This window comes from Streptomyces sp. NPDC085927, assembly GCF_044540975.1.
Classification (GTDB): Bacteria; Actinomycetota; Actinomycetes; order Streptomycetales; family Streptomycetaceae; genus Streptomyces; species Streptomyces hirsutus.
Map to the genome: position 1 here is coordinate 434,110 of NZ_JBITSN010000004.1, position 23,317 is coordinate 457,426.

A 23,317-nucleotide genomic window follows, 5' to 3' on the forward strand; every position below is an offset into this window, starting at 1 on the left:
CCGGCCTCCTGCGGCTGTGCCGCCCGCTCGGTCACCTCAGCCATTTCCGTCGTCCCCGTCACCGGAGTACCGCTGTTCCTCCCAGGGGTTGCCCCGCGCGTGGTAGCCGTTGCCCTCCCAGAACCCCGGCTCGTCATGGTCGAGGAGCCGCAGGCCCGCGATCCACTTGACGCTCTTCCAGAAGTACAGATGGGGCACGATCAGCCGGGCCGGGCCACCGTGCTCGGGCGGGAGCGGCCGGCCGTCGTACTCCCAGGCGATCCAGGCCCGTCCGCCGGTCAGGTCCGCGAGCGGCAGGTTCGCCGTGTAGCCGGTGTGCGAGTAGGCGACGACATGGGTGGCGGACCCATGGGGCCGGACGACATCCCAGAAGGCGTCCAGGGAGACACCTCCGAACCGCACTCCGAACTTCGACCAGCTCGTCACACAGTGGATCGCACCCTCGTACGCCGAGGCCGGCAGGGTGTGGGCCTGCTCCCAGGTCCAGGTGCGGGACTCCGCCACCAGCCCGTCGATCCGCAGCGCCCAGTCGGCGGGCGCGAGGTCGGGCGTGACCTCGGCGGAGAGGACGGGCCATTCGTCGCCCGCGTCGTACTGGCCGGGCGGCAGGCCGGGGTTGTGCACGCGGGGGCGGCCGGTGAAGCCGCGGGTGATGTTCACGTGATCGGCGATTCCGTTGCGAGTGGTGCTCAGGTGGTTCCGGGCTCAACCGTACGGGGTGTCCGGAACTGCCCGCACACTTGTCCCACCCCACCCGCCCACCTGCCCGCCCGCCCGTCGGCCCACCTGCCGGCCGCCCGCTCCGCGATCCCGCCGGCCCCAGGAAAAGCGCCGGACGGCCGGTGGTCTCGTCGGGTACTGTTGCGGTCCGGCTGGGGAGGGCCCCAGTCGTCGACGGCCGAGGGGGTGAGACCCATTACCGCTGTGTCAGGCCGGGTGCTCTCACCACGAAGCGAAGCGGTCCGCCCCCAGTAGGCGACCGCGGGAGTGCCCTTCGGCTCTCGAAAGGCTCCTGCTGCCATGCCGTCCCACTCTCCCCAGGCTGCCCTCTCCTCTCCCTCTTCCTTCCCTTCCTCGCCCGTCGCTCCGTCCGCACCCGCCGCGCCGGATTCCGTTGTGGCCGCGCTGCGTGCCGCGGGCTGCGTCTTCGCCGAGGCCGAGGCCGAACTGATCCTCGCCGCTGCTCCCACCCCGGACCACGTGACCGGGATGGTCGAGCGCAGGGTCCGCGGGCTCCCTCTCGAACTCGTCGTCGGCTGGGCCGAGTTCAGCGGCCGACGAATCACCGTGGCTCCCGGTGTCTTCGTGCCCCGGCGCCGTACCGAGTTCCTCGTGACGCAGGCCCTCGCGCAGGCGCCCGACGCGGCCGTCGTCGTGGACCTGTGCTGTGGTTCGGGCGCCGTCGGCGTCGCCCTGGCCGCCGGCCTCGGCACGGTCGAACTGCACGCCGCCGACATCGACCCGGCCGCCGTGCGCTGCGCCCGCCGCAATGTCGCGGACGTCGGCGGCCTGGTGCACACAGGGGACCTGTTCGAGGCACTTCCCGGCACAGTGCGCGGCCGGGTCGACATCCTCGCGGCCAACGTGCCGTACGTGCCCAGTGACGAGATCGGCCTGCTGCCCGCGGAGGCCCGCGACCACGAGCCGCGGGTCGCGCTCGACGGCGGCGCGGACGGGCTCGACGTGCTGCGCCGGGTGGCCGCCGGGGCCCCCGACTGGCTGGCGCCCGGCGGCTGCCTCCTGGTGGAGACGACCCGCCGCCAGGCGCCCGCGGCTGTTGCGGCCTTCACCGGTGCCGGGCTGCGGACCCGCCTGGCCGTCCCGGAGGAGGAGTACGCCCATGTCGTGATCGGCGTCAGACCGTAGTTCCGTCCGACGCGGCGGGGCGGCCCGGGGACGCGGGGCCGCCGGGCAGGGTCGCGCGGGCGATGAGCAGGGCCACGTCGTCGAAGTTGTCGGGCTCGTGCAGGGTGCGCAGCAGCAGGTCGCACGTCTCCTCGAGGGAGCGGTCGGGCCGGCCGCGCAGCAGCGTGAGCAGGTGGTCGAGGCGCTCGTCCAGCGAGTGGTGCCGGGTCTCGACCAGACCGTCGGTGTACAGCACCAGCCGGTCGCCCGGTTCGAGCCCCACGACGGTGGTCGAGAACTTGACGCCGCCCACCCCCAGCGGCACCCCGGTCGGCAGGTCGAGCAGTTCCGGGGTGCCGCCGGCCCGGACCCGCACCGGTGGCAGGTGCCCCGCGTTGGCGATCAGGCACTGCCGTTCACGGGGATCGTGGACGACGTAGACGCAGGTGGCGATGGCGTCCTCGAGATCGCCGATGACCCGGTCGAGGTGCTCCAGGAGCACCGCGGGATCGAGACCGAGCGAGGCCAGTGTGTTCGTCGCCGTGCGCAGCCGCCCCATGGTGGCCGCCGCGGGGATGCCGTTGCCCATCACGTCTCCCACGACGAGGGCCGTCCTGCCGCCGTCCAGCGGGATCACGTCGAACCAGTCGCCGCCCACCTCGCTGGTGGCCCCCGCCGGCTGGTAGCGGGAGGCGACCTCGAGCCCGCCCGTCACCGGCGGATGGCTGGGCAGCAGGCTGCGCTGCAGGGTGAGCGCGGCGTCGCGGGCGCTCTGGTACCAGCGGGCGTTGTCGATCTGTATCGCCGCGCGGGCGGCCAGCTCCCGGGCCAGCAACAGGTCGTCCTCGTCGAACGGCAGCGGGTTGCCGGTGCGCTTGAGGTCGAGGGCGCCGAGCACCTCGCCGTGCGCGATCAGGGGCACTGCCAGATACGAGTGCACACCCGCCCGGCCCAGCAGTTCGGCCGCCTCGGCGGACCGGGCGATCCGGGGCAGGTCCTCGTCCTTGACCTGCGGCAGCATCACGGGCAGGCCGGTGCGTACGCACTCGGTGACGAACCGGTCCGGGCCGTACCGGGCCACCCGGCCCGGCGGATCGGCAGCCAGCAGGGCGTCCCCCGAGCCGGCGCCCGTGCCCCGGACCGCCAGCGCCCGGATCACCGCCGACTCGGCCGGACCGAGGGTGCTCCGGCGGCCCAGCACCACCGTGTCCAGCAGGTCCACGGCGGCCACGTCGGCCAGCTCCGGCACGGCCACCTCGGCCAGCTCCCGGGCCGTACGGTCCAGGTCGAGCGTGGTGCCGATCCGAGCCGAGGCGTCGGCCACGACGGCCAGCCGGCGCCGGGCCCGTTCGGCCTCGAGGCCCGTCCGGTGCTGCTCGGTGACGTCCACCACGGAAAGGGCTACGCCGAGCACCGAGCCGAGCGCGTTCTCCAGCCGGAACAGGGAGGCGGTCCAGGCGTGGTCCTCGTCGGGATCGGCCGGAGTCCGGCCGATCATGAACTGGTCGACGACCGGTTTCCCGTTGGCCAGGACCCGCCTCGCCGCGGCCTCGACGGTGCCGATCTCCAGGTGCGGAAGTACCTCGGGCATCGTGTGGCCCAGGTGATCCTCGACCGGGACGCCGTTCATCCGTTCCAGTGCCGGGTTGACCGAGACGTACCGCAGATCCGTGTCCAGGACGGCCAGCCCGATCGGGGACTGGGCGACGATCCGGGTGGACAGCGCCACGTCCTGCTCCACCCGGCGCACGGTCGACTGGTCGACCGCGAGGCCGAGGGCGTAGACGCCGCCCTGGTCGTCGGTCAGCCGCACGTTGCGGAACTCCACGAGCCGGGTGCCGCCGTCCTTGCGCCGGATGGGGAACGCCCCGGCCCAGCTCTGCCCGGTCCGCATGACCTCGGAGAACAGTTTGACCACCAGGTCCAGATACTGTTCGTGCACCATGATCCGGGCGGCGTACTGGCCCAGCGCCTCCTCGGCGCCGTACCCGAAGAGTTCCTCGGCCTGGGGGCTCCACAGCACGATCCGGCCCTGGGGGTCCAGCACCACCGAGGCCACGCGCAGCACGTCGAGCAGTCCGCTGGGACGGATCGGCCCAGCGGCCGTTCCGTCTCCGTCGCCCTCGACCAGGGGTGACCCGGCTGAACTCATCGCACGCCCCGCCTTCGCCGATTTCCGCGGCACACCGTGATGTGCCGACATCACTTGTTCTACCGCGCATGGGGGCGATTTTCCGCCTCTCCGGCTGTCTCCTCCATCTTCTTTCTTCCCTCCGCCGGGTGCCCCGCGATTCCGTGGACACGCCGGTCGTGCGCGGGGGGCGCACCTGTGCGTGCGTGTGTGCGGTGCTTGGGCGGCAGAGGGCGGGGTACGCCGTGTGGGGCAGGCCCGGCAAGGCGCGGCAAGGACGTGGCCGAGGCACGGCAGGACGCGGCAAGGCGCCGCGACGAAAGGAGCGATCACGATGGGCAGCGAGCGACCGCACCCGGAATCCGTCTCGGTCGAGCTCAGTGGGTGCGACAGGCACGACGCGCAGGTCGTGTTCGACACGCTGGGTGCGTACTTCACGTCCGACCGGCACTCCGGCGACGTGCCGGAGAAGTCCTCCGGGCCCCGTCCGACGGTGTGGCTCGGCACGTTCGACGTGGCCGATCCGCACGAGGGCGGAGCCCGCCCGGGCGGCCCGGTCCGGTTGGCGTCCTCGGTCGACGCCGACCTGCAGGGCGGCTACTGGGCGATCGACCGGGTCCGCACCACCCTGGAATCCCTGTTCACGGTGCACGACCTGAGCACGGTCTCCGGGGACCAGGAGAAGGAGCTGCACGTCCGCCTCGAAAGCCGCTGACCGCCGCCGGGACCGGGACGGCGGGACGTCAGCACGGCCGGACGCCCCGGCCGTGCTGACGTCCGCCGTCCCGGTGTGCCCTCCACCACGTTTATGCAACTAGTTGCATAAACGGGTGCGCGTCCTCTACAACAGAGGGACGACACCGCGCACGGAGGGCCCGATGAGCCGTTACCCGCACCTGCTGACCCCCCTCGACCTGGGCTTCACCACCCTGCCCAACCGGGTCCTCATGGGCTCCATGCACGTAGGCCTGGAGGAGGCCGAGAACGGCTTCGAGCGCCTGGCCGAGTTCTACGCCGCCCGTGCCCGCGGCGGCGTCGGCCTCATCGTCACCGGCGGCATCGCACCCAACGACGAGGGGCGGACCTTCGAGGGCGGCGCGAAGCTCACCACCGACGAGGAGGCGGAGCGGCACCGCGTCGTCACCGAGGCCGTGCACCGCGAGGGCGGACGCATCGCCCTGCAGATCCTGCACGTCGGCCGGTACGCCTACCACCGGGACCTGGTCGCCCCCAGCCCCCTCCAGGCGCCGATCAGCCCCTTCACGCCCCGCGAACTCACCGACGCGGACATCGAGCGCACCATCGACGACTACGTCCGTACCGCCCGCCTCGCCCGGCAGGCCGGCTACGACGGCGTCGAGATCATGGGCTCCGAGGGCTACCTGATCAACGAGTTCATCGTCGCGCAGACCAACCGGCGCACCGACCGCTGGGGCGGCTCGTACGAGAACCGGACGCGCTTCCCCCTCGAGATCGTCCGCCGGGTGCGCGAGGCGGTCGGTGAGGACTTCATCGTCGTCTACCGGCTCTCCATGCTGGACCTCGTCCCCGGAGGCTCGACCCTGGACGAGGTGATCACGCTGGCCCGCGCCGTCGAGGCGGCCGGCGCCACGATCATCAACACCGGCATCGGCTGGCACGAGGCCCGCATCCCCACCATCGCCACATCGGTACCGCGCGGTGCGTACACCTGGGTGACGAAGCGGCTGATGGGCGAGGTCTCGGTCCCGCTCGTCACCACCAACCGGATCAACACCCCCGAACTCGCCGAGCAACTGCTCGCCGAGGGGCACGCCGACATGGTGTCGATGGCCCGCCCGATGCTCGCCGATCCCGACTTCGTGGCCAAGGCCGCGGACGGCCGGCCCGAGGCGATCAACACCTGCATCGGCTGCAACCAGGCCTGTCTGGACCACACCTTCAATCTGCAGATCACCTCCTGCCTGGTCAATCCGCGCGCCTGCCACGAGACCGAGCTGGTGCTGTCCCCGACCCGGCGCCGCAAGCGCGTCGCGGTCGTCGGCGCCGGCCCGGCCGGCCTGGCCTGCGCCGTCAGTGCCGCCGAACGCGGCCACGACGTCACCCTGTTCGACGCCGCGAGCGAGATCGGCGGCCAGCTCAACGTCGCCCGCAAGGTCCCCGGCAAGCAGGAGTTCGACGAGACCCTGCGCTACTTCCGCACCCGGCTCGCCGAACTGGCCGTCGACGTACGCCTGGGCATCCGGGTCACGGCCGACGACGTGGCCGGCCACGACGAGGTCGTCGTCGCCACCGGAGTCACCCCGCGCGTCCCCGACCTCCCCGGCGTCGACCACCCGAGCGTGCTCGGCTACCTCGACGTCCTGCGCGACGGCGCCCCCGTCGGCGACCGGGTCGCCGTCCTCGGCGCGGGCGGCATCGGCTTCGACGTCGCCGAGTTCCTCACCGACGGCGGCGACAAGGCGCACGAGGACCCCGAGACGTACTTCCGCCAGTGGGGCGTCGACATGGACCACCGCACGCCCGGCGGTCTCACCGCACCCGAGCGGCCCGCCCCGCCGCGCACCGTCCACCTGCTCCAGCGCAAGACGACCAAGGTCGGCGCCGGCCTGGGCAAGACCACCGGGTGGATCCACCGCACCGAGCTGAAGCACCGCGGTGTCACCATGGTCCCCGGCGTGCGCTACGACCGTATCGACGACGCGGGCCTGCACCTCACCGTCGACGGCGAGAGCACCGTCCTGGAGGTGGACACGATCGTCCTGTGCACCGGCCAGGAACCGCGCCGCGACCTGTACGAGGAACTGGTCTCGACCGGACGCTCCGTCCACCTGATCGGCGGCGCCGACGTGGCCGCCGAACTGGACGCCAAGCGGGCCGTCAAGCAGGGCACGGAGGTGGCGGCGGCTCTCTAGGAGAGTCCCGTGCCGTCCCTAGGATGGGGCCCATGTCACTCCCGCACGCGATCCTCACCGCCCTGCTCGAGAAGCCGTCGTCGGGGCTGGAGCTGACCCGTCGCTTCGACAAGTCGATCGGATACTTCTGGTCCGCGACGCATCAGCAGATCTACCGCGAGCTGGGGAAACTGGAGGCCGAGGGCCTGATCCGGGCGCTGACCGCCGAACAGCCCGCCCGCGGGCAGAAGAAGGCCTACGAGGTCCTGCCCGCGGGCCGCGCCGAACTGGCGCGCTGGACCTCCACGGCGCAGGGCCCCAAGCCGATGCGCGACGCGCTGCTGTTGCGGCTGAGGGCGGCGGCGGTGGTCGGCGCCGGAGACCTCGAAGCCGATCTGCGGCGCCATCTGGACCTGCACGAAAGGCAGTTGGCGGAGTACCAGGAGATCGAGCGGCGGGACTTCCCGCCCGGCAGGAACGCCCCGGACGACCGGCTGCGGCATCTGGTGCTCCGGGCCGGTATCGACCTGGAGACCTTCTGGACCGGGTGGCTCGGGCACGCGCTCGCGGAGTTCGCGCAGATCGCGGAGTTCACGGAGAACGCGGACAGCGCGCAGAGCACGGAGAACGCGCAGAGCACGGAGAACGCAGGGCTGCCGGACGTGGAGCGAGCCGATCCCCCGGGGGGCCCCGCCTCCACGGAACCGTCCGACTCCGGGCGCGCGGAATCGGACGGTTCGGGCTCCGGAGGGGCATGACGCCGGCCGCCCGACCGGAGCGCGTCGGACGTGGTGGCGACCGGCGCCGTCTCAGAACCGGTTCGGTTTGTTGCGTCGGCGCAGGTACCAGGCCGTGGCGACGAGACCGGTACCCAGGAGCGCGCCGCCCGCCACCAGCGTCACCGTCCCGTAGTCCGTGGAGCTGCCGCCGATGCCGCCCATCACCCCGAGGGACGGCGAGGGCGAGGCGGTGACCGGCGGACTGGAGGCGGGAGGGTCGGCGGGGGAGACGATGATGGACTGGGTGCCCGCGGTGGTCCCGTTCGAGCACATCACGATCACCGTGTGGGTGCCCGAGTCGACGTCCGACCAGGCGGCGGACTGCCCCGTATCGTTTCCCGAGAGGGTCACCTGACGGCCCTGGGAGAAATTCGACTGGTCGCCGGCGAGCAGGGACGCGGTGCCCCAGCTGCCGTTGAGCTGGGCGCACGCGGTGGTCGTGACGGAGACGGTCGAACCGGTCGTGCTCACGGAGATGCCGGGACCGGAGACGGCCGGGCCGGCCAGCACCAGGGGCAGCGCGGCGGCGGCTGCGACGGTCAGACCGGAGCGGGTCAGAGGCTTCGAGTAGCGCATGTGAACTGCCTTCCGGCGGCACGGCCGGCGGTACATCCCTTGCGCCGCCGAGGGTCGGGGAGCGCCCGTGCTGCCACGCGCCCAGCCAATGCGCACCCGGCCCGCGGCGCATTCCGGCCGCCGCCGGGCAGGTGACGAAGGCCGTCGCCCGGCGAACCCGCCGTCGAGTGGCACCGAGCCGGCTCGGCCCGCCCGGACCCGGCTCGCCCCGCCCGGACCCGGCTCGGCCCGCCTGCCCGGCGGGGCCGGTCCCGCTCAGCGCCCCGGGCCCGTCGTCACCGTGCGTTCCGTGGAGAAGCCGCCCCAGGTTCCGTCCGGCAGCCTGGCCCGGATCCGTACCCGGTGACTGACCCCCGCCTCCCGTCCCGCGTAGAAGCTGTACGTCGTCCGGTCGCGCGGTGCCTCCCCGCCGTAGACGACGGAGGTGGCCGGGCGGCCGTCCAGGTGCACCTGGTACTCCGTGATCACCCCGTCCACGTGCGGCGGCACCCAGCTGAGGTCGATGTGGTACGCCCCCTCGGACCGGTGGCTCGAGGCGCGGAAGCCGGTGGGCGCCGCGGCGGGGGCGGCGTCGCGGCCCGGCGTGGTCAGGCGGAGGGGAGCGCCGGGGGGAGACAGGTTGTCGGCCGCGTCCCGCGCCCGGACCGTGAAGGAGTAGCGGGTACCCGGTCGCAGCCCCGTCACCACGGTGGCGGTCTGACTCCCGCCGACACTGTGGATCTTCGTTTCTCCCTGGTGGACGTCGTACGACAGGACGCCCCGGTCGTCCGTCGAGGCGGACCAGCTCAGCTGGACGGCCCTGCCGCCGACCGCCTTGCCGCGGAGGTCCGAGGGGCGGCTGGGTGCGGACCGGTCGGCCGCCGTGGCCGCCGGTGTCGTCGCCCGCACCTCCCGGCTGCGGGGCCCGAGCCGTCCCTCCGCGTCCCGCGCCCGCACGGTGAAGGCATACGTGGTGGAGGGCCGAAGCCCGGTGACATCCACCATGTGCTCGGAACCGGGTACTTCCTCGACCTTTGTGGTGCCCCGGTACACCTCGTACCGGCTCACCCGGGCGCTCGCGGCCGTGACGGTGTTCCACATGACATGCACACTCGTGGCGCTGCCGGCCTCGGCCGTGACACCCGCCGGAGCCCCGGGCGGCTGCCCGCCGTCCCCGCTCCCGCCCCCGGATCCACCGCCACCGCCACCGCAGGAGACCACCAGGAGAAGTACCAGCGTGAGTACGCCGCGGAGCAGGAGCGGTGAGCGGAGCGCGCCACCACGCAACGCGAGAGGACGGCGTGAGGGCACGGCAGCGGTGACAGGAACGCCTCGCACGACGCTGCCTCCTGACGGGGCGCGGGAATGGTCCGGACCAATACTCGCTCCATGGTGACGCGAGTGACGCGGCCACATCAAGAGGGTGGTGCGGCGGTCCGGGTGACTCGGACCGCGTACGGGCACCGCACCGGCGCCGACTCAGGCACCCGGCCCATTGCCAGGCAGCCGAACGTGCACCGTAACGGCCCTGTCGCGGTGGCCACGCCATGGGTCCGGGATGAGATGGGGCCGAGTGCCCGTCAGTGTCCCCCACGAGAGGCCCACGAACCGTGATCCCTGTCCAGTCGCTCGCACTGGCCGTGGCCGGCGTCGCCGTGCTCGCCCCCACGATGCTCCACAGCACCGCCTCCCCGCAGGCCCGCACGGAACCACCGGCCGTACGGAAGGGTGGCTCCGTCAGCGCCGCCGACCTGCTGGCCGAGGTACGTGACTGCACCCCCGTCTCCCACGGTAATTACCGGAGCGACCAGGGCGCCGCCGCCACCATCCCCGTGTGCGGCACCGACGAGGTCGTGTTCTGGAAGGCCGACATGGACATCGACTGCGACGGACAGCCCGGCATCCGCTGCAACGTCGCCGCCGACCCGTACTTCTCCGCCTCCACGGCGTTCGCGCAGTCCGACGGCCGTCCACTGAACTCCGAGACCCTGCCCTACGTGGTGGTGCCGGTGCCGAGCGCGCTCTGGGACTACCGGGCGCACGGCGTCCGGGGCGGCTCGGTGGCGGCCGTCGTGTACGGCGACCAGGTGCAGTACGCGGTCGTGGGCGACACCGGCCCCGCGGGCATCATCGGTGAGGCGTCCTACGCGGCGGCCGAAGCGCTCGGCATCGCCCCCGACCCATGGAGCGGCGGCACGCCCTCCGGTGTCACCTACATCGTGTTCAAGAACAGCCGGGTGAGCCCCATCGAGGACCGGAATGCCGCGGTGGCGGCGGGAGAGGGACTGGCCCAGCAGTTCGTGAACGGCGGCTGAGCCGAACCACCACCCCCGACGGGCCCGAAACCTGAGCCCGCCGGGCGGGGAGGGACCGGTGGGGAAGTGACGGGCAGGAGGGAATGACGGGGGAACGACGGGCAGGAGGGAGCGACGGGCGGCGGAAGGGCCCGCCCGTCACTTCCCGCCGCGACCGTGCTCGTCAGACCTTCCGGTACGTGTACGCCTCCGCCGCCGCGGCCTCCACCGCCGCGAGGTCCGCTCCCGTGGACGCCGTGACCACCGCGGCGACCGCGCCCTCCACGAACGGCGCATCCACCAGCCGGGTGTGCTCCGGGAGTTCGTCGCCCTCGGCGAGCAGCGCCTTCACGGTGAGCACCGCGCTGCCGAGGTCGGTCAGGACGGCGACCCCGGCGCCGCGGTCGACGGACGCGGACGCGGCGACGATGAGTTCGGCGCTCGTACCGAGACCTCCGTCCTCCGTGCCGCCCGCCGGGGCCACGGGCACCGCACTGCCGGCGCCCGCCAGCCCTTTCGCCAGCTCGGCCACCGACGCCGCCACCTGAGCACTGTGGGACACCAGGACGATGCCCACCGGCTTCCCGCCGTCACTCACCGGACGCCTCCCCGGCCTCGTGGGTGCCGGAGGCGCCGGATGCGTCGGAGGCATCGACCAGGCCTGCGATCAGCAGGGCCGCCGAGGTGGCTCCGGGATCCTGGTGTCCGACGCTCCGCTCGCCCAGGTAACTGGCCCGGCCCTTGCGGGCCCGCAGCGGTGTCGTGGCCACCGCACCCTCCTCGGCGGCGGCCCGCGCCGCGGCGAAGGATTCACCGAGCGCGTCCACCGCGGGCACCAGCGCGTCGATCATCGTCTTGTCGCCCGGCGCCGCGCCCCCGAGCTGCCGCACCGCGTCCACCCCGGTGCGCAGTGCCTCGGCCAGCTGCTCCCTGCTCACCTCGGGGGCGTCACCGAGCGCCTTGCCGGTGCGGCGGAGCAGCGTCCCGTACAGGGGCCCGGAGGCGCCGCCCACCGTCGAGATCAGCAGCCGCCCGGACCGGGTCAGTACCGCGCCGGGCGTGGCGGGCGGCTCCTTGTCCAGCGCGGCCCGCACCGCGCTGAAACCGCGCTGGAGGTTGCTGCCGTGGTCGGCGTCCCCGATGGGCGAGTCGAGAGCGGTGAGCCGCTCCGCCTCACGGTCGACGGTGGCGGAGGTGACTGCCATCCAACGGCGGAAGAAGTCGGCGTCGAGCACTGGAACTCCTTGTGTACTAGGCACTGTGACCAACCGCCCCGGTGTCCCTCACATGCCCCAGCGCAGTCCCGGGGTTTTCACCGGCGCGTCCCACAGCCGCAGGGTCTCCTCGTCGATCTGGCACAGGGTGACCGAGGCGCCCGCCATGTCGAGCGACGTCACGTAGTTGCCGACGAGTACCCGGGCGACGGGGACACCACGTTCGCCGAGCACCCGCTGCACCTCGGCGTTGAAGCCGTACAGCTCCAGCAGCGGGGTCGCGCCCATACCGTTGACCAGGACCAGGACCGGATTGCGCGGGGTGATGTCGGCGAGGATCGCGTCGACGGCGGCCTCGGCGATCTCACCCGAGGTCATCATCGGCCGCCGCTCCCGGCCCGGCTCGCCGTGGATGCCGATGCCCAGCTCCAGTTCGCCCGTCGGCAGATCGAAGGTCGGGCTGCCCTTGGCAGGGGTGGTGACGGCGGTCAGGGCCACACCGAAACTGCGGGAGTTCTCGTTGACCTGCCGGGCGAGAGCCTCCACCCGCTCCAGCGGCTGTCCCTCCTCGGCCGCCGCGCCCGCGATCTTCTCCACGAACAGCGTCGCACCGGTGCCGCGCCGGCCCGCGGTGTAGAGACTGTCGGTCACCGCGACATCGTCGTCGACCAGCACCTTCGCGACCTGGATGCCCTCGTCCTCGGCCAGCTCGGCGGCCATGTCGAAGTTGAGCACGTCACCGGTGTAGTTCTTCACGACGAACAGCACTCCGGCGCCACTGTCCACGGCAGCCGCCGCCCGCACCATCTGGTCGGGCACGGGAGAGGTGAACACCTCTCCGGGACAGGCCGCCGAGAGCATCCCGGGCCCCACGAATCCGCCGTGCAGCGGCTCGTGCCCGGAACCCCCGCCGGAGACCAGACCCACTTTTCCGGCCATGGGAGCGTCCCGCCGGACGATCACCCGGTTCTCCACGTCCACCGCAAGCTCGGGATGTGCCGCCGCCATCCCCCGCAACGCATCAGCGACCACGGTCTCCGGCACATTGATCAACATCTTCACGGGTACCTCCTGGGGAGCTTGGCAGGTGGGTCTTCGATCTGCGTTTTTGCTGGTCAGAGCAGGTAGGGGAAGTTCTCGGTCCTGGCGGTCCACAGCGGCCGGAAGCGGGCTGTGGCGGTACTGATGCTTACTTGATGCCGACTTTGGTGACGGGCCGTCAGGTCTGCTGGATGGTTGGTTGCGGGCCGGCTGAAGTCCTCTTGTCTGAAGTATTGACCTTGCGGGAGCGAAGGTCACGTACGCGGGCGCTCAGGTGCGCCCGGAAGGTGGGACGGTCCGCAGCCTTCGCCGTGCGGCGGGCCGCAATGAGGGCGGGGCATGCGCGGCCGAGACGCGGCGGTGACAGGGAGGGGATCTGTCGTGAAGTCCAGGAAGAGAACGCTCGAATCTCTTGGTGACCTGGTGTGCGGAAACCTCGGCTCCGGCGGTCCCGGCAGCTCATCGGAACCGAAGCGCTTCCTTTACCGGTCCGGCATGTGCATCACCGAGTTCTTCGCTGAGCTCGGCACGGACTGGGTGCACGACGGCTCGCCCCGGCTCCGTTGGGTGGCCGACGTCCTTGCAGCGATGCCGGCCGAGCCGCACGGCGGTCCTGCTCAGCCCCCGGAGTCCTTTTGCAGGCTCATCGACTACCTGATGAGTCCTGCTGACGCCCTCAATGAGGGGCCGGACCAGCCGAACGTGCTTCGCCGGCTCAATCAAGTACTCGTTCGGGAAGGTTTCGAAGCGTTCTACGCTGCCGATGGCCACTGCTATCTCCGCCACCTTGGGAAGAAGATTGTCTCGGCCTTGGCGGCAAACCCGCATCGCCCCTTCGCTTTCGCAGCCGCAGAGGCGCATCGCCGTGCCGGCCTTGCTGCGTACCTCGACAGGTGCAGTGAGGGTGGTCTCATCGAAAAAGTGCTGCTTCCGCTGTTCCGGCAGCTTGGATTCCACCGGATCACCGCAGCCGGGCACAAGGACAAGGCGCTGGAGTACGGCAAGGACATCTGGATGCGCTACACCGCGCCCGCGCGGCACTTCCTGTACTTCGGGATTCAGGTGAAGCGGGGGAAACTGGATGCTGCGGGGATGACGAGGGCTGGCAACGCCAACATCGAAGAGATCCACCACCAAGTGCTCATGATGCTCGCCCACGAGATCTTCGATCCCGAGACCAAGAGAAGAGCGCTTGTCGATCTCTGGTGCGCAGCGGGTATCACCGGGCTCACGGCGGGGGTTCTTGTCCTGATCACCTCACCCGGCTCGAACGCCCGGCGGGACCGGTTCGGTGCGGATACGACATCCTTGCTCGCGCCGGAGTCGCTCGCCGCCTCGCTGCGCGGGTTCGCGGAGATCGCCCACACCGTTGTCACCACCTGGCAGTACGTCGGGGCGGTCGCGGTGGGGGCGCTCCTGGGCCTGTTGTGCCGACGCCTGGACGGGGGCCCGCCAGGCCCGCCCGCCCACTGGCCTCTGACGGCCTGTGCCGCAGTGGCCGCGCTCCTCGTGTCCGGCTACCTCTGCACGGTCATCACCTATCCGGTCTTCCAGGAGCGGGTGAGTGCTCCCAGCGCCAACCGGCTCTGGAACGACTACCTCTTGGTGTACGTGGCTCTGCTCGTCGGCGCCGGGGCACTGCTGGGCATGGCGGCCCGGCAGCGCGCGCGGCGGACCGGCCCCCTGCAGGCCGCGTGCGCGGTGCTCTGCGTCCTGGTCTGCTTCGGCCCGGCGATCGCCCTGCTCAACCTCGACGCGAACATGCGCGCGCGAGCGGTGAAGTGGGATGCCCAGGACCGGCGACTGCGTGAAGGCGCAAGCTCCGGTGTCCGGGTCCTCTCCTACGAACGACTCGCGATCAGCCGGATGCTGGAGCCGTTCAGCCGGCAGGGACACTTCTACTGGCCCGGAGGGTGCGTCGCCGACTACTACCGGATCGACCGCGTCACCGACGCCACTCGGCCCTCGGGCCGAACGTAGAGGAGCAGGACGGTGCGCCGACTGTGCGGGTTCTCCATCCGGCGACAATCACCCGGCCGGGTCTGCTTGTAGCGTCAGTCGTTGACGGCGATGGATGAGTTTCGGGATACCTGTACGGACGCACCGCGCCGAAGTGCTTGGAGGGCGCTTTTGTCAGCTCGGGCCGAGGCCACGTTCCGCCAGGGCCTCGCGAAGCACACGCAAAGCCTTCGGGCCCACGCCGTGCAGGGCCTTGAGTTCCTCCTCGGACACGTCGGCGAGCCGGCTGAGATCGGTGTATCCCGCGGCTGCGAGAGCGCGAGTCGCCGGCGCTCCCATGCCACGAGGAAGCCCGGCGTCTGCCTCGGTAGGTTCCATGAGGCGATCGTGGCACGTGGGCGTCGTCTGAAACAACGGGAAAAACGACCTTTAAGGTGCTGAACAACCGGGCAGAGAACTCTCACCCGCTGACCAGGGAACGCGAACGGGCGATGAGGGGCTTCCGATCCGCCGCCTCGGCCCAGCGGTTCCTGGGAGTCTTCAGCGCCGTCCCCCCGCACTTCCGACCACGCCGACACCTGCCCACCGCCCGTGACCACCGACAGGAGACGACCGAGCGCTGCACCGTGTGGAACCAGGTCACCGGCGTGGACACGCCCACCTGAACCAGCACGGACATCCCGCCCGGCCACGCCCCGCTACAGGTCACACCGCCCGACGCTCCCTCGACTTGACAACATCACGCGTCGGCCTGGCCCCGGTGCGGCCAGCGCCCCTCCGGAAGGGCACCCGGCAGCACGTACCGCAGCAGCGCACAGGCGGCGTGCCGGTCAGGCCCGGCTGCTCTGCCGCCGCCCGCGGGCGGACCAGAGCAAGGCAGTACCCAGCCCGATGGCAGCTGCGGCGCCGCTCATGGCTGCGGCGGTGCGGGCGGAACTCCCGGTGTGGGCCAGGCTCCGGGTACCGGCCGCGTCGAGAATCAGGTCCGTCACAGCGTTCGGGGCGGTCAGACAGGCGGCGTGCGGGGCGTCGGCCTCGACGGTGCGGGCCCGGGCGCGTTCGGCCATGAAGCGGAGGTTCGCGGTGCCGATGGCGCGGTCGTCGGTGCTCACCAGGAACCAGCTGGGGATGGTCTTCCACGCGGGGGCACCGGACCTTTCATTGGACGTGGCGGGCGTCGCGGGACGCTGGGAGGCGGCGGCCACGGCCGCCTCGGCGGTGCTGAGCCGGTTACTGAGGAAGACGTCCCGGAACCTGTCGGGCTTGACGTAGAGGTCCACCGCCCCCTGGTCCTTGGGGATGGGCACGGCGTTGAACGCGTCGGCCAGTCGGCTGCCGGGGAACTTGGCGAGCAGCTCGGCCGCCGACTCGCCCTTCTCCGGGGCAAAGCCGGCTATGTAGACCAGTGACCTGACGTTGGAGTTTCCAGTCGCGGCGTTGGTGATCATCGAGCCGCCGTAGGAGTGCCCGACCAGGACCAGCCTACGGGCATCCAGCCTGGCGGACACTGCATCGGCGACGGCGACGAGGCCGCCCATCTGGTTCGCGGCCGTACAGGCACAGCCCCGCGGCTTGCCCGATTTCCCCCAGCCCAGGAAGTCGAATCGCACCGCTGGCATCCGGCCTTCCAGGCGCGGAAGCAATCGATCGTGGAGGCGGCTGCTGTCGGGAAAGCCGTGCAGCAGAAGTACGGGAAGACCGACTCCCGGCGTGATGTCGGTGTGCAACCGGTACGGGTCGCGCGAGACGGCCAGCGCCTCGGTGGCTGGACCCATCGCTACCGTCTCCGTTGATCGCTGTGCCGAATTCCGTTCGCGATCGTGGCGAGCGGGGCGCACCATAACAGCCCCGAGGAATCGCTGCGGGCGCCATTCCCAGGCTCGATGGGGCAGCTGACCCCCGTTCGGGCTGTCTCGGCCTCGAAGCGGGAATCAGTCGACGGCCTTCAAATCGCCCAATACTTCGCCGAGATCAAGCTCGGTACGGCCTCGAGTCTGGAAGCCTTGCTCGAACAGCTCTGCCGCGCGATGCTGCGCTCCCTCACCCCGAACGAGCTGCTGGAACAGCGCAGCATCCGCGCGCACGTTGGCCGGAGTCGGCAGGCTGATGGCGTTGATGGCCGTTTTGGCCGCGATCAGCGCATCGCGGGGGAAGCCTCCCATGCGCGCGGCGATGCCGACGACGAACTCATCCAGCTCGGCATCGGGCACGGCGCGGTTGATCCATCCGTAGCGTTCGGCGAGTTCGGCGTCGAAGTCGGCCGACGTCAGTACGGCCTCGAGCGCACGGCCCCGGCCCAGCAGACGAGTGAGGTGCTGGATGGCGCCCGCGCCGGGCGAGGTGCCGAATCCGACTTCGGGCTGGCTCAGGAGGGCGTTCTCCCGGGAGGCGAAGCGCATGTCACAGGCGAGGAGGAACTCACTGCCCGCCCCTCGTGCTCGGCCGCGCAGCTTGGCGATGGTGACGGCCGGGATCTGGCTCAGCTTGTGGAACAGCATCCCGAGGGAGGCATCGCCCGGGCCGCCGCCCTTGGCGGCTTCATCGGTGTATTCGGGCACTTTGGTCAAGTCGACGTGAGGGAAGAAGAAGTCGGGATCCGCGCTGTCGAAGACCACCACGCGGACAGAGTCCGGGTGCGAGAGCTCCTCGAGCAGTCCCACCAGGTCGCGCACGACCTCGGGACCGATGAGGTTGATCGGCGGGGCGTCGAAGGTGGCGGACAGGACGTTGCCGTCCAGCCTGGTGCTGATGGTGTCGTACGAGGCGGTCATGGGCCCTTCCTCTCGGCGCACCTCACGGACCGGGGCGACACCCCGGCTGTGAGAGCTGGGAGCTGCCAGGTCCGTCTCCTGCCGCTCGGTGCCTGGTCACCGGGTGCGCAGGCAGGTGAGGAATCACAAAGTCTTGATCTGGCCGCCGTCGATGGTGAACTCGGCTCCCGTGATGTTTCCGGCGAGCGGGGAGGCGAGGAAGAGGGTCAGAGCGGCGACTTCGTGAGCTTCGGTGATCCGTCTGGTGGAGATGCCCATGCTCTTCGGCACGACTACGTCCATGGCTTCCTGCGCGGTGGTGCCGGCCTGGGCTGCCGTTGCGTCGGCGAAGGCGCCCGGGGCGGTCCAGAAGGGAGTGCGGACCGGTCCCGGGGCGATCGCGTTGACCCGGACGCCTCGCGGTGCGAACTCTTCGGACAGTGACTTGCTCAGGCTGGACAGTCCGGCCTTGGCCGCGGAGTAGTCCACGACCGCGGGAAAGGGCATACGCGCGTTGATGGAGCTGATGTTGATGATGGCGCCCCCGTCCGCGTCGAGCAGGTGGGGGAGCGCCGCGCGGCTGGCCCGGACTGCGCTGAACAGGGTCATGTTGAAGATGCGTTGCCACTCGGCTTCGTCGATGTCCAGGAAGCTCGGACGGGACGTCGCGGCACCCAGATTGTTGACCAGGATCTCGACCCTGCCGTACTGGTCCACGGCAAGCCGGACGAGTGTGCCTGGTCCGTCTGCGGTGGACAGGTCGACCGGGACTGCGGTGACGCCGTACTTCTCGTGCAGTGCTTCGAGCTCGGGAGTGATACTCCGGCTGCCCGCGACGACGTGTGCGCCTTCACGGCCGAACGCGTCGGCGATGGCTAGGCCGATGCCCTTGCTCGCCCCGGTGACGACGGCGACCTTGTCCTTGATCTGGAGATCCATGACGGTCCTTCTCTGGGTTGGTCACCCCGTATCTCGAGGGTAGGCGGAACCGGAGCCACTGGCTCGGGCGAGCCAGCCCTGGCTGGATCGGGTCCGACGGGCCGTCGGCGGCTCGGTCTCGATCTTGCTCTCACAAAGGGCCGTTGGTGCGAGGGCTCTGTCGTTCGCGAGCGGTCAGCACGGTTGGCGTAGCCCTGCGACAAGGAGCGCGACCAGTCGGCGTGCGTCGCAGCGAGGGTGCCGCCAGGATGAGGGCCGCGTGGGAGGGCGACACGGCAACCATGAGGTCCCGTACCCGGGCGTCGTCCGAGCTCCCGTTCGCGGTGAAGTCGAAGGAGGCCCGGCAGGATATGACCAGCCCCGAGGAGGTGGCGTCGCTGATGATGTTCTGTGGTTACTGCGCGGAGCACGGCCGGCCGTTGTACCCCTGTGGCGCGATGGACCTCGCTCTGAGCGGGCCGGCCGGAGGCCCGTCCGTACCTGGCCGGGTGAACGTCACTGAGCCGATGGACACCAATTGTAGTCGGGCTGATACGTTCCGCGCATGGCAGGCTTCGCTGGCATCGCCAACGCGTTCGTGGGCCACTACTTCCGGTCGTTCGGCAATTACGACGGGCGGGACAGCCTCGCGAGTCTCTACCGGCCGGAGTCGATGCTCACCTGGGAGGGCAACCGGATCCAGGGGGCGGGCAACATCGTCGAGCAGCTCAAGAAGCCCGAGCCGAAGGTCGTCAAGACGCAGATCACCTCGATCGACGCGCAGCCCGGAGCGAACAGCAGCGTCGTGGTCCTCGTCACCGGCAACCTCGCCATCGACAACGCCTTCGACAAGCCGATGAACTTCACCCGTTCGTTCACCCTGGCACCGATCCCCGGCCGGCCCGGCGGCTTCTTCGTCCACAACGACATCTTCCGCCTCGTCCTCGCCTGGCAGTCCACCCCCGGCCGTCCTGCACGGCGAGGGCAGCCGGCCTACCCTGGCCCGCTCTCCGCGCGGCGCAGGACAGCCGCCTCATGGCGAAAGACCAGCGTGCTGGCACTGCGCAACCTAACGGTCGGAGAGGCCACCGGTCGCATTGCGGCGGGTGGAATCAACGGTGGCCGACCGGCAACCAACGGTCCAGGTAGGTCCGTAGTCCGTCCAGGTCGGCGCCCCGTGCGACATAGCCCAGGTAGCCGTCGGGACGAACGAGTCCCTGCGCGAGGCCCGGCCACGGGCTCTGCCCGCCGAGCCGGTGGACGGAGACCGGGCCGATCCGTCCTTCCAGGGCCGAAGAGAGCCGTTCGTCCGACCAGAGGGGTGGCGGCCCGGACAGCAGCAGGTGCCAGCCCGCTGCCGCCGTGCGTGCCTGCAACCCCCGGGGCAGGTCGGGCAGCCGGTCCCCGGCTCTCGGCCCGCCCCTGGGCGGTCGTGAGCCGGCCGTGGACGCGGGACTGCGCCGGTAGTGGATGCCCAGTTCGGAGACCGTTCGGAAGAGCCGCCCGCGGATCTTGGCCGCGCGGAGCGCCAGCGGCGCCAGACGCGGGGCGACCTGGGTACGGCCGACGCGGATAACGGGGTTGCTGCTGGTGGCGATGCTGAAGGCGCGGTCGGTGAAGCGCAGCACGCTGTGGCCGACGGGTGCCCGCTCGGCCTCATACGTTGCCAGCAGTTCCTCTGGCGCTGTGCCCCGGCAGACGAGGGCGAGCTTCCAGCCGAGGTTGAGCGCGTCCTGGATGCCGGTGTTCATGCCCTGCGCACCGGCCGGGCTGTGGATATGGGCCGCATCGCCCGCGAGGAAGCAGGGGCCCAAGCGGTAGCGGGCGGCGCCACGGTTGTGGAGGCGGAAGTCGGTCATCCAGACGGGATCCCGCAGCGTCAGCCGCTCGCCGGTGCAACGGTCGGTGATCTCCTGCAACAACGGCAGGTCCACCTCGGCCTCCGGGGCGTCGGGCGGGCGCATCGCGAGCATGCGCCAGCCGGCAGGCGAGCCGAGGGGGAAGAAGAACACCATCCCCGCCCCGCTCATGTATGAGTGCACGGAGTCCGGCTCCAGCCCGTCGACCTCCAGGTCGGCGAGCAGGAAGGTCTGCGGGTAGGCGTATCCCTCGAATCCGATGCCGCTCTGGCTGCGCACGGTGCTGTGGGCGCCGTCGCAGCCCACGATGTAGCGCGCCTCCACGGCCTCCTGCGAGCCGTCGTCGTGGCGCAGCCGGCAGTCGACGGACGAGTCCGTCGACTCCAGCCGGACCAGTTCGCTGCCACGCTCGATCGTCACGTCCCGCGCGGCCAGGTACTCGGAGAGGACGCGCTCCGTCTCGGCCTGCGAGAGGAACAACAGGAACGGATACGCCGTGTCGGTCAGCCCGATGTCGAACAAGCGCAACGCCACCACGCGGCGAGGCAGGTGGAGCCGCAGCCGCATCGCCGGGTTGCCCCGGGCCACCAACTCGTCCGTCACCCCGAAGCCCGCCAATGCCTCCAGGGTGCGGGGCTGGATGGCGAGCGCCCGCGACTCCCGCACCCGGTCGAGGGAGCGATCGACGATCCTGAACCGCGCTCCGTACGAGCGCAGCTGCGCGGCGAGGGCAAGACCGGTCGGCCCCGCTCCCACTACCAGCACATCCAGCGGCGCCGTCATGAATCCACGGTAGTGGAGACGAGACACGCGCGAGATCGTTCGGCGCGTACTGCGTCGAGCCTGTGCCCCGCTATGGCGAGGAGGGGCCGATCGACCGTTGGCGCTGCGGTCAGCGTGAGCGGCTGAGCTCAGACCTGCACGGGCTGTCGTCGTCCGGGGCCGATCGGACGCCTCCGCGGTGGCGGCCGGCGTCGGCGAGCCAGCGGCACCCGGGTGTCGGCCCTACGGTGGTGGCATGGCAGTGATCAACGGTTGGCGGCGGGGAGTGGGCGCCCGGGTCGGCATGCTGGACGTGCTGGGGCCGGTTGTGCTGTTCGTGCTGTCGGTCGGGGCCGCCTCCGTCATCCCGTACGAGCACCGGATTTCGGTCCGCCCGCCTGCCATGGTGCTGGCGGCGGTCTGCTGTTTCGCGTTGCTGTGGCGTCGTCGCCACCCGTTCGGCGTCCTGGTCATCGCCCTCGTCTGCGGGGCGGGTTTTCAGGTGCTCGGGGTTCGGGAGAGTCCGCTGGTGACGAGTCCGGTCATCGTGTCCGTCTACACCGTGGCCGTCCGGACCGACCGGCGGACTGCATGGATGGTGGCGTCGGCCTCGGCCGCCCTGCTGGTCGGGGCAGCCCTGGTGTTCGGCTCCGGCTCCGGCTCATGGCTCGTCCGGGACAACGTGGCGATGGTGGCCTGGACGGCCCTGCCCGCCGCCGTGGGGGACGGGGTGCGCTCACGCCGCGCGTATGTGGCGGCCGTGGAGGAACGGGCGGAGTACGCGGAGCGGACCCGTGAGCAGGAGGCGCGGCAGCGGGTGGCGGCCGAGCGGGTCCGGATCGCGCGCGAGTTGCACGATGTGGTCGCGCACCACATCGCCTTGATCAACGCGCAGGCCGGTGTTGCTGTTCACCTGGTGGAGCGGCGGCCGGAGCAGTTGGTCACCGCTCTGGAGGGCATCCGGGACACCAGTCGGTCCGCGCTGGAGGAACTCCGGGTGACCGTGGGCCTCCTGCGGCAGTCCGATGATCCAAAAGCGCCGCGGGATCCGATGCCGGGCCTGGCGCAGGTACCGGAGCTTCTGGCGTCCTTCGAGCGTGTCGGCCTGTCCGTCAGGCACATGCGGCACGGCATGGTTGAGCCGCTGGCGCCGGCGGTGGACCTGGCCGCATACCGCATCGTGCAGGAGGCCCTGACGAATGTGCGCAAGCACGCCGGGGCCGATCACGCCCGCCTCTACCTGCACTACCGGCCCCAATGGCTGACGATCACGGTCGAGGACGACGGGCGCGCCCGACCGCACGAGCCCCACTCCGAGACCGGCCACGGGCTGATCGGGATGCGTGAGCGTGCGGCCAGCGTCGGGGGAAAGCTGGAGGCCGCGGCGCGCCCCGACGGGGGCTTCACCGTGACCGCCGAACTGCCGCTGCGGCCGGGCGCGGCAATGGTGGCACCGATCGGGCGGAACGCCGAGGAGAGATGGGCATGACGATCCGCGTACTGCTCGCCGATGACCAGGCCCTGCTGCGGGGCACCTTCCGGATGCTGTTCGATTCCGCCGACGACATGGAGACCGTGGGCGAGGCGTCCAACGGCCGCGAGGCGGTGGAGCTGGCGAGGACGCAGCAACCGGATGTGATCCTGATGGACATCCGCATGCCCGAGATGGACGGCCTCGTCGCCACGCGGCTGATCGGCGAGGCCGAGGACCTCTCGGCGGTGAAGGTCCTGATCCTGACCACCTTCGAGGACGACGAGTACGTCGCGGAGGCCCTGCGGGCAGGTGCGAGCGGCTTTCTCGGCAAGGGCGCCCGGCCCGAGGAACTGCTCGACGCCGTCCGCACGGTCGCCGAGGGGGACGCGCTGCTGTCCCCCTCGGCGACCCGAGGGCTGATCAGGCGGTTCCTGGCGCAGCCGGAACCGTGCACGGCAGCCGTGCACGAGCGGCTGGAATGCCTGACGCGACGGGAACGCGATGTCCTGGGGCTTGTCGCGCTGGGACTGTCGAACGACGAGATCGCCGAGCGTCTGTTCGTCAGCCCGCTGACGGCCAAGACCCACGTCAACCGGGCCATGACCAAGCTGGACGCCCGCGACCGGGCCCAGCTGGTGGTCATCGCCTACCAGTGCGGCGTGGTCAGCCCGGCGACGACGGCGACTCGTCCCTCAGCGACCGGGTGAATGCCGGCGTGGCCGCGGAGCGCGTTGTGGCCCTGTCGTAGGCCGGCCTGCCGGATACCGCGGCCGTGGTACCCGGGAATTGCTGCACGGGGACGACGCGCAAGGGGCCTTTCCTGGGCGATGGTGAGGTCATGAAACGGAGCCGTGTACCGGTGC

19 protein-coding genes and 3 pseudogenes are annotated in these 23,317 nt (G+C 71.1%); 10 read left to right on the plus strand and 12 right to left on the minus strand.

Features of this window, described 5'->3' with window-relative positions; genetic code table 11:
- Positions 1 to 36: 36 nt before the first annotated feature.
- A complete protein-coding gene (locus ACIF80_RS13875; RefSeq protein WP_399803561.1) occupies positions 37 to 660 on the minus strand; it encodes a sulfite oxidase-like oxidoreductase in 624 nt (207 codons plus the stop codon).
- Between the two features lie 360 nt (positions 661 to 1,020).
- On the opposite strand from ACIF80_RS13875, the gene ACIF80_RS13880 reads away from it, so the two are divergent.
- Positions 1,021 to 1,866 (plus strand): putative protein N(5)-glutamine methyltransferase, encoded by an 846-nt coding sequence (locus ACIF80_RS13880; protein ID WP_399803563.1) that lies wholly within the window; start codon positions 1,021 to 1,023, stop codon positions 1,864 to 1,866.
- On the opposite strand, the gene ACIF80_RS13885 is transcribed toward ACIF80_RS13880, so the two are convergent.
- Positions 1,856 to 3,997, minus strand: coding sequence for a SpoIIE family protein phosphatase (locus tag ACIF80_RS13885; RefSeq protein ID WP_399803566.1), 2,142 nt, complete (start codon positions 3,995 to 3,997; stop codon positions 1,856 to 1,858). The two genes, ACIF80_RS13880 and ACIF80_RS13885, sit on opposite strands and share 11 nt — an antisense overlap.
- A gap of 313 nt (positions 3,998 to 4,310) precedes the next feature.
- Here ACIF80_RS13885 and ACIF80_RS13890 point away from each other — a divergent pair, with 313 nt between their 5' ends.
- The 3 genes and pseudogenes from ACIF80_RS13890 to ACIF80_RS13900 all read left to right on the plus strand — a co-directional run.
- Positions 4,311 to 4,691 (plus strand): hypothetical protein, encoded by a 381-nt coding sequence (locus tag ACIF80_RS13890; protein ID WP_399803569.1) that lies wholly within the window; start codon positions 4,311 to 4,313, stop codon positions 4,689 to 4,691.
- Between the two features lie 163 nt (positions 4,692 to 4,854).
- The gene (locus ACIF80_RS13895; RefSeq protein ID WP_399803573.1) at positions 4,855 to 6,870 is read left to right on the plus strand and encodes an FAD-dependent oxidoreductase; all 2,016 of its coding nucleotides are present in this window, start codon (positions 4,855 to 4,857) and stop codon (positions 6,868 to 6,870) included.
- Positions 6,871 to 6,902: 32 nt separating this feature from the next.
- Positions 6,903 to 7,433, plus strand: a pseudogene (locus ACIF80_RS13900) (PadR family transcriptional regulator); the annotation flags it as partial.
- A gap of 225 nt (positions 7,434 to 7,658) precedes the next feature.
- On the opposite strand, the gene ACIF80_RS13905 reads toward ACIF80_RS13900, so the two are convergent.
- Complete coding sequence (locus ACIF80_RS13905) at positions 7,659 to 8,204, minus strand: hypothetical protein (protein ID WP_399803576.1); 546 nt, start codon at positions 8,202 to 8,204, stop codon at positions 7,659 to 7,661.
- Positions 8,205 to 8,459: 255 nt separating this feature from the next.
- A complete protein-coding gene (locus tag ACIF80_RS13910; protein ID WP_399803579.1) occupies positions 8,460 to 9,521 on the minus strand; it encodes a fibronectin type III domain-containing protein in 1,062 nt (353 codons plus the stop codon).
- 275 nt (positions 9,522 to 9,796) lie between these two features.
- Here ACIF80_RS13910 and ACIF80_RS13915 point away from each other — a divergent pair, with 275 nt between their 5' ends.
- The gene (locus ACIF80_RS13915) at positions 9,797 to 10,498 is read left to right on the plus strand and encodes a glycoside hydrolase family 75 protein (protein WP_399803979.1); all 702 of its coding nucleotides are present in this window, start codon (positions 9,797 to 9,799) and stop codon (positions 10,496 to 10,498) included.
- A 163-nt stretch (positions 10,499 to 10,661) separates the two neighbouring features.
- On the opposite strand, the gene ACIF80_RS13920 is transcribed toward ACIF80_RS13915, so the two are convergent.
- The 3 genes from ACIF80_RS13920 to dhaK are packed head-to-tail and all read right to left on the minus strand — an operon-like array spanning position 10,662 to position 12,753.
- Positions 10,662 to 11,075: a PTS-dependent dihydroxyacetone kinase phosphotransferase subunit DhaM gene (locus tag ACIF80_RS13920; protein WP_399803582.1), complete on the minus strand. Its 414-nt coding sequence runs from the start codon at positions 11,073 to 11,075 to the stop codon at positions 10,662 to 10,664.
- Positions 11,068 to 11,712, minus strand: coding sequence for a dihydroxyacetone kinase subunit DhaL (gene dhaL / locus ACIF80_RS13925; protein ID WP_399803585.1), 645 nt, complete (start codon positions 11,710 to 11,712; stop codon positions 11,068 to 11,070). The genes ACIF80_RS13920 and dhaL overlap by 8 nt, the downstream gene beginning before the upstream one ends.
- Positions 11,713 to 11,760: 48 nt before the next feature.
- Complete coding sequence (gene dhaK / locus ACIF80_RS13930; protein WP_399803587.1) at positions 11,761 to 12,753, minus strand: dihydroxyacetone kinase subunit DhaK; 993 nt, start codon at positions 12,751 to 12,753, stop codon at positions 11,761 to 11,763.
- Between the two features lie 360 nt (positions 12,754 to 13,113).
- Here dhaK and ACIF80_RS13935 point away from each other — a divergent pair, with 360 nt between their 5' ends.
- Complete coding sequence (locus ACIF80_RS13935) at positions 13,114 to 14,712, plus strand: DUF6056 family protein (protein WP_399803590.1); 1,599 nt, start codon at positions 13,114 to 13,116, stop codon at positions 14,710 to 14,712.
- Positions 14,713 to 14,865: 153 nt separating this feature from the next.
- On the opposite strand, the gene ACIF80_RS13940 is transcribed toward ACIF80_RS13935, so the two are convergent.
- Positions 14,866 to 15,069, minus strand: a complete 204-nt coding sequence (locus ACIF80_RS13940; protein ID WP_399803593.1) for a DNA-binding protein — start codon at positions 15,067 to 15,069, stop codon at positions 14,866 to 14,868.
- 53 nt (positions 15,070 to 15,122) lie between these two features.
- Between ACIF80_RS13940 and ACIF80_RS13945 the strand changes: the two are divergent.
- Positions 15,123 to 15,356: pseudogene (locus ACIF80_RS13945) on the plus strand (IS6 family transposase); the annotation flags it as partial.
- Between the two features lie 165 nt (positions 15,357 to 15,521).
- On the opposite strand, the gene ACIF80_RS13950 reads toward ACIF80_RS13945, so the two are convergent.
- The 3 genes from ACIF80_RS13950 to ACIF80_RS13960 all read right to left on the minus strand — a co-directional run bounded on the left by ACIF80_RS13950 (position 15,522) and on the right by ACIF80_RS13960 (position 18,380).
- Complete coding sequence (locus ACIF80_RS13950; protein ID WP_399803595.1) at positions 15,522 to 16,466, minus strand: alpha/beta fold hydrolase; 945 nt, start codon at positions 16,464 to 16,466, stop codon at positions 15,522 to 15,524.
- 156 nt (positions 16,467 to 16,622) lie between these two features.
- Positions 16,623 to 17,462 carry an enoyl-CoA hydratase/isomerase family protein gene (locus ACIF80_RS13955; RefSeq protein ID WP_399803598.1) on the minus strand — a complete coding sequence of 280 codons (840 nt, stop codon included), beginning with the start codon at positions 17,460 to 17,462 and terminating at the stop codon, positions 16,623 to 16,625.
- 123 nt (positions 17,463 to 17,585) lie between these two features.
- The gene (locus ACIF80_RS13960; RefSeq protein ID WP_399803601.1) at positions 17,586 to 18,380 is read right to left on the minus strand and encodes an SDR family NAD(P)-dependent oxidoreductase; all 795 of its coding nucleotides are present in this window, start codon (positions 18,378 to 18,380) and stop codon (positions 17,586 to 17,588) included.
- Positions 18,381 to 18,924: 544 nt separating this feature from the next.
- On the opposite strand from ACIF80_RS13960, the pseudogene ACIF80_RS13965 reads away from it, so the two are divergent.
- A pseudogene (locus tag ACIF80_RS13965) lies at positions 18,925 to 19,239 on the plus strand (nuclear transport factor 2 family protein); the annotation flags it as partial.
- 232 nt (positions 19,240 to 19,471) lie between these two features.
- Here the strand turns inward: ACIF80_RS13965 and ACIF80_RS13970 are convergent.
- Positions 19,472 to 21,001: an FAD-dependent monooxygenase gene (locus ACIF80_RS13970; protein ID WP_399803604.1), complete on the minus strand. Its 1,530-nt coding sequence runs from the start codon at positions 20,999 to 21,001 to the stop codon at positions 19,472 to 19,474.
- Between the two features lie 235 nt (positions 21,002 to 21,236).
- Between ACIF80_RS13970 and ACIF80_RS13975 the strand changes: the two genes are divergently transcribed.
- Positions 21,237 to 22,469 carry a sensor histidine kinase gene (locus tag ACIF80_RS13975; protein ID WP_399803607.1) on the plus strand — a complete coding sequence of 411 codons (1,233 nt, stop codon included), beginning with the start codon at positions 21,237 to 21,239 and terminating at the stop codon, positions 22,467 to 22,469.
- A complete protein-coding gene (locus tag ACIF80_RS13980; RefSeq protein WP_399803609.1) occupies positions 22,466 to 23,161 on the plus strand; it encodes a response regulator in 696 nt (231 codons plus the stop codon). Before ACIF80_RS13975 ends, ACIF80_RS13980 begins: the two co-directional genes overlap by 4 nt.
- Positions 23,162 to 23,317: the final 156 nt, after the last annotated feature.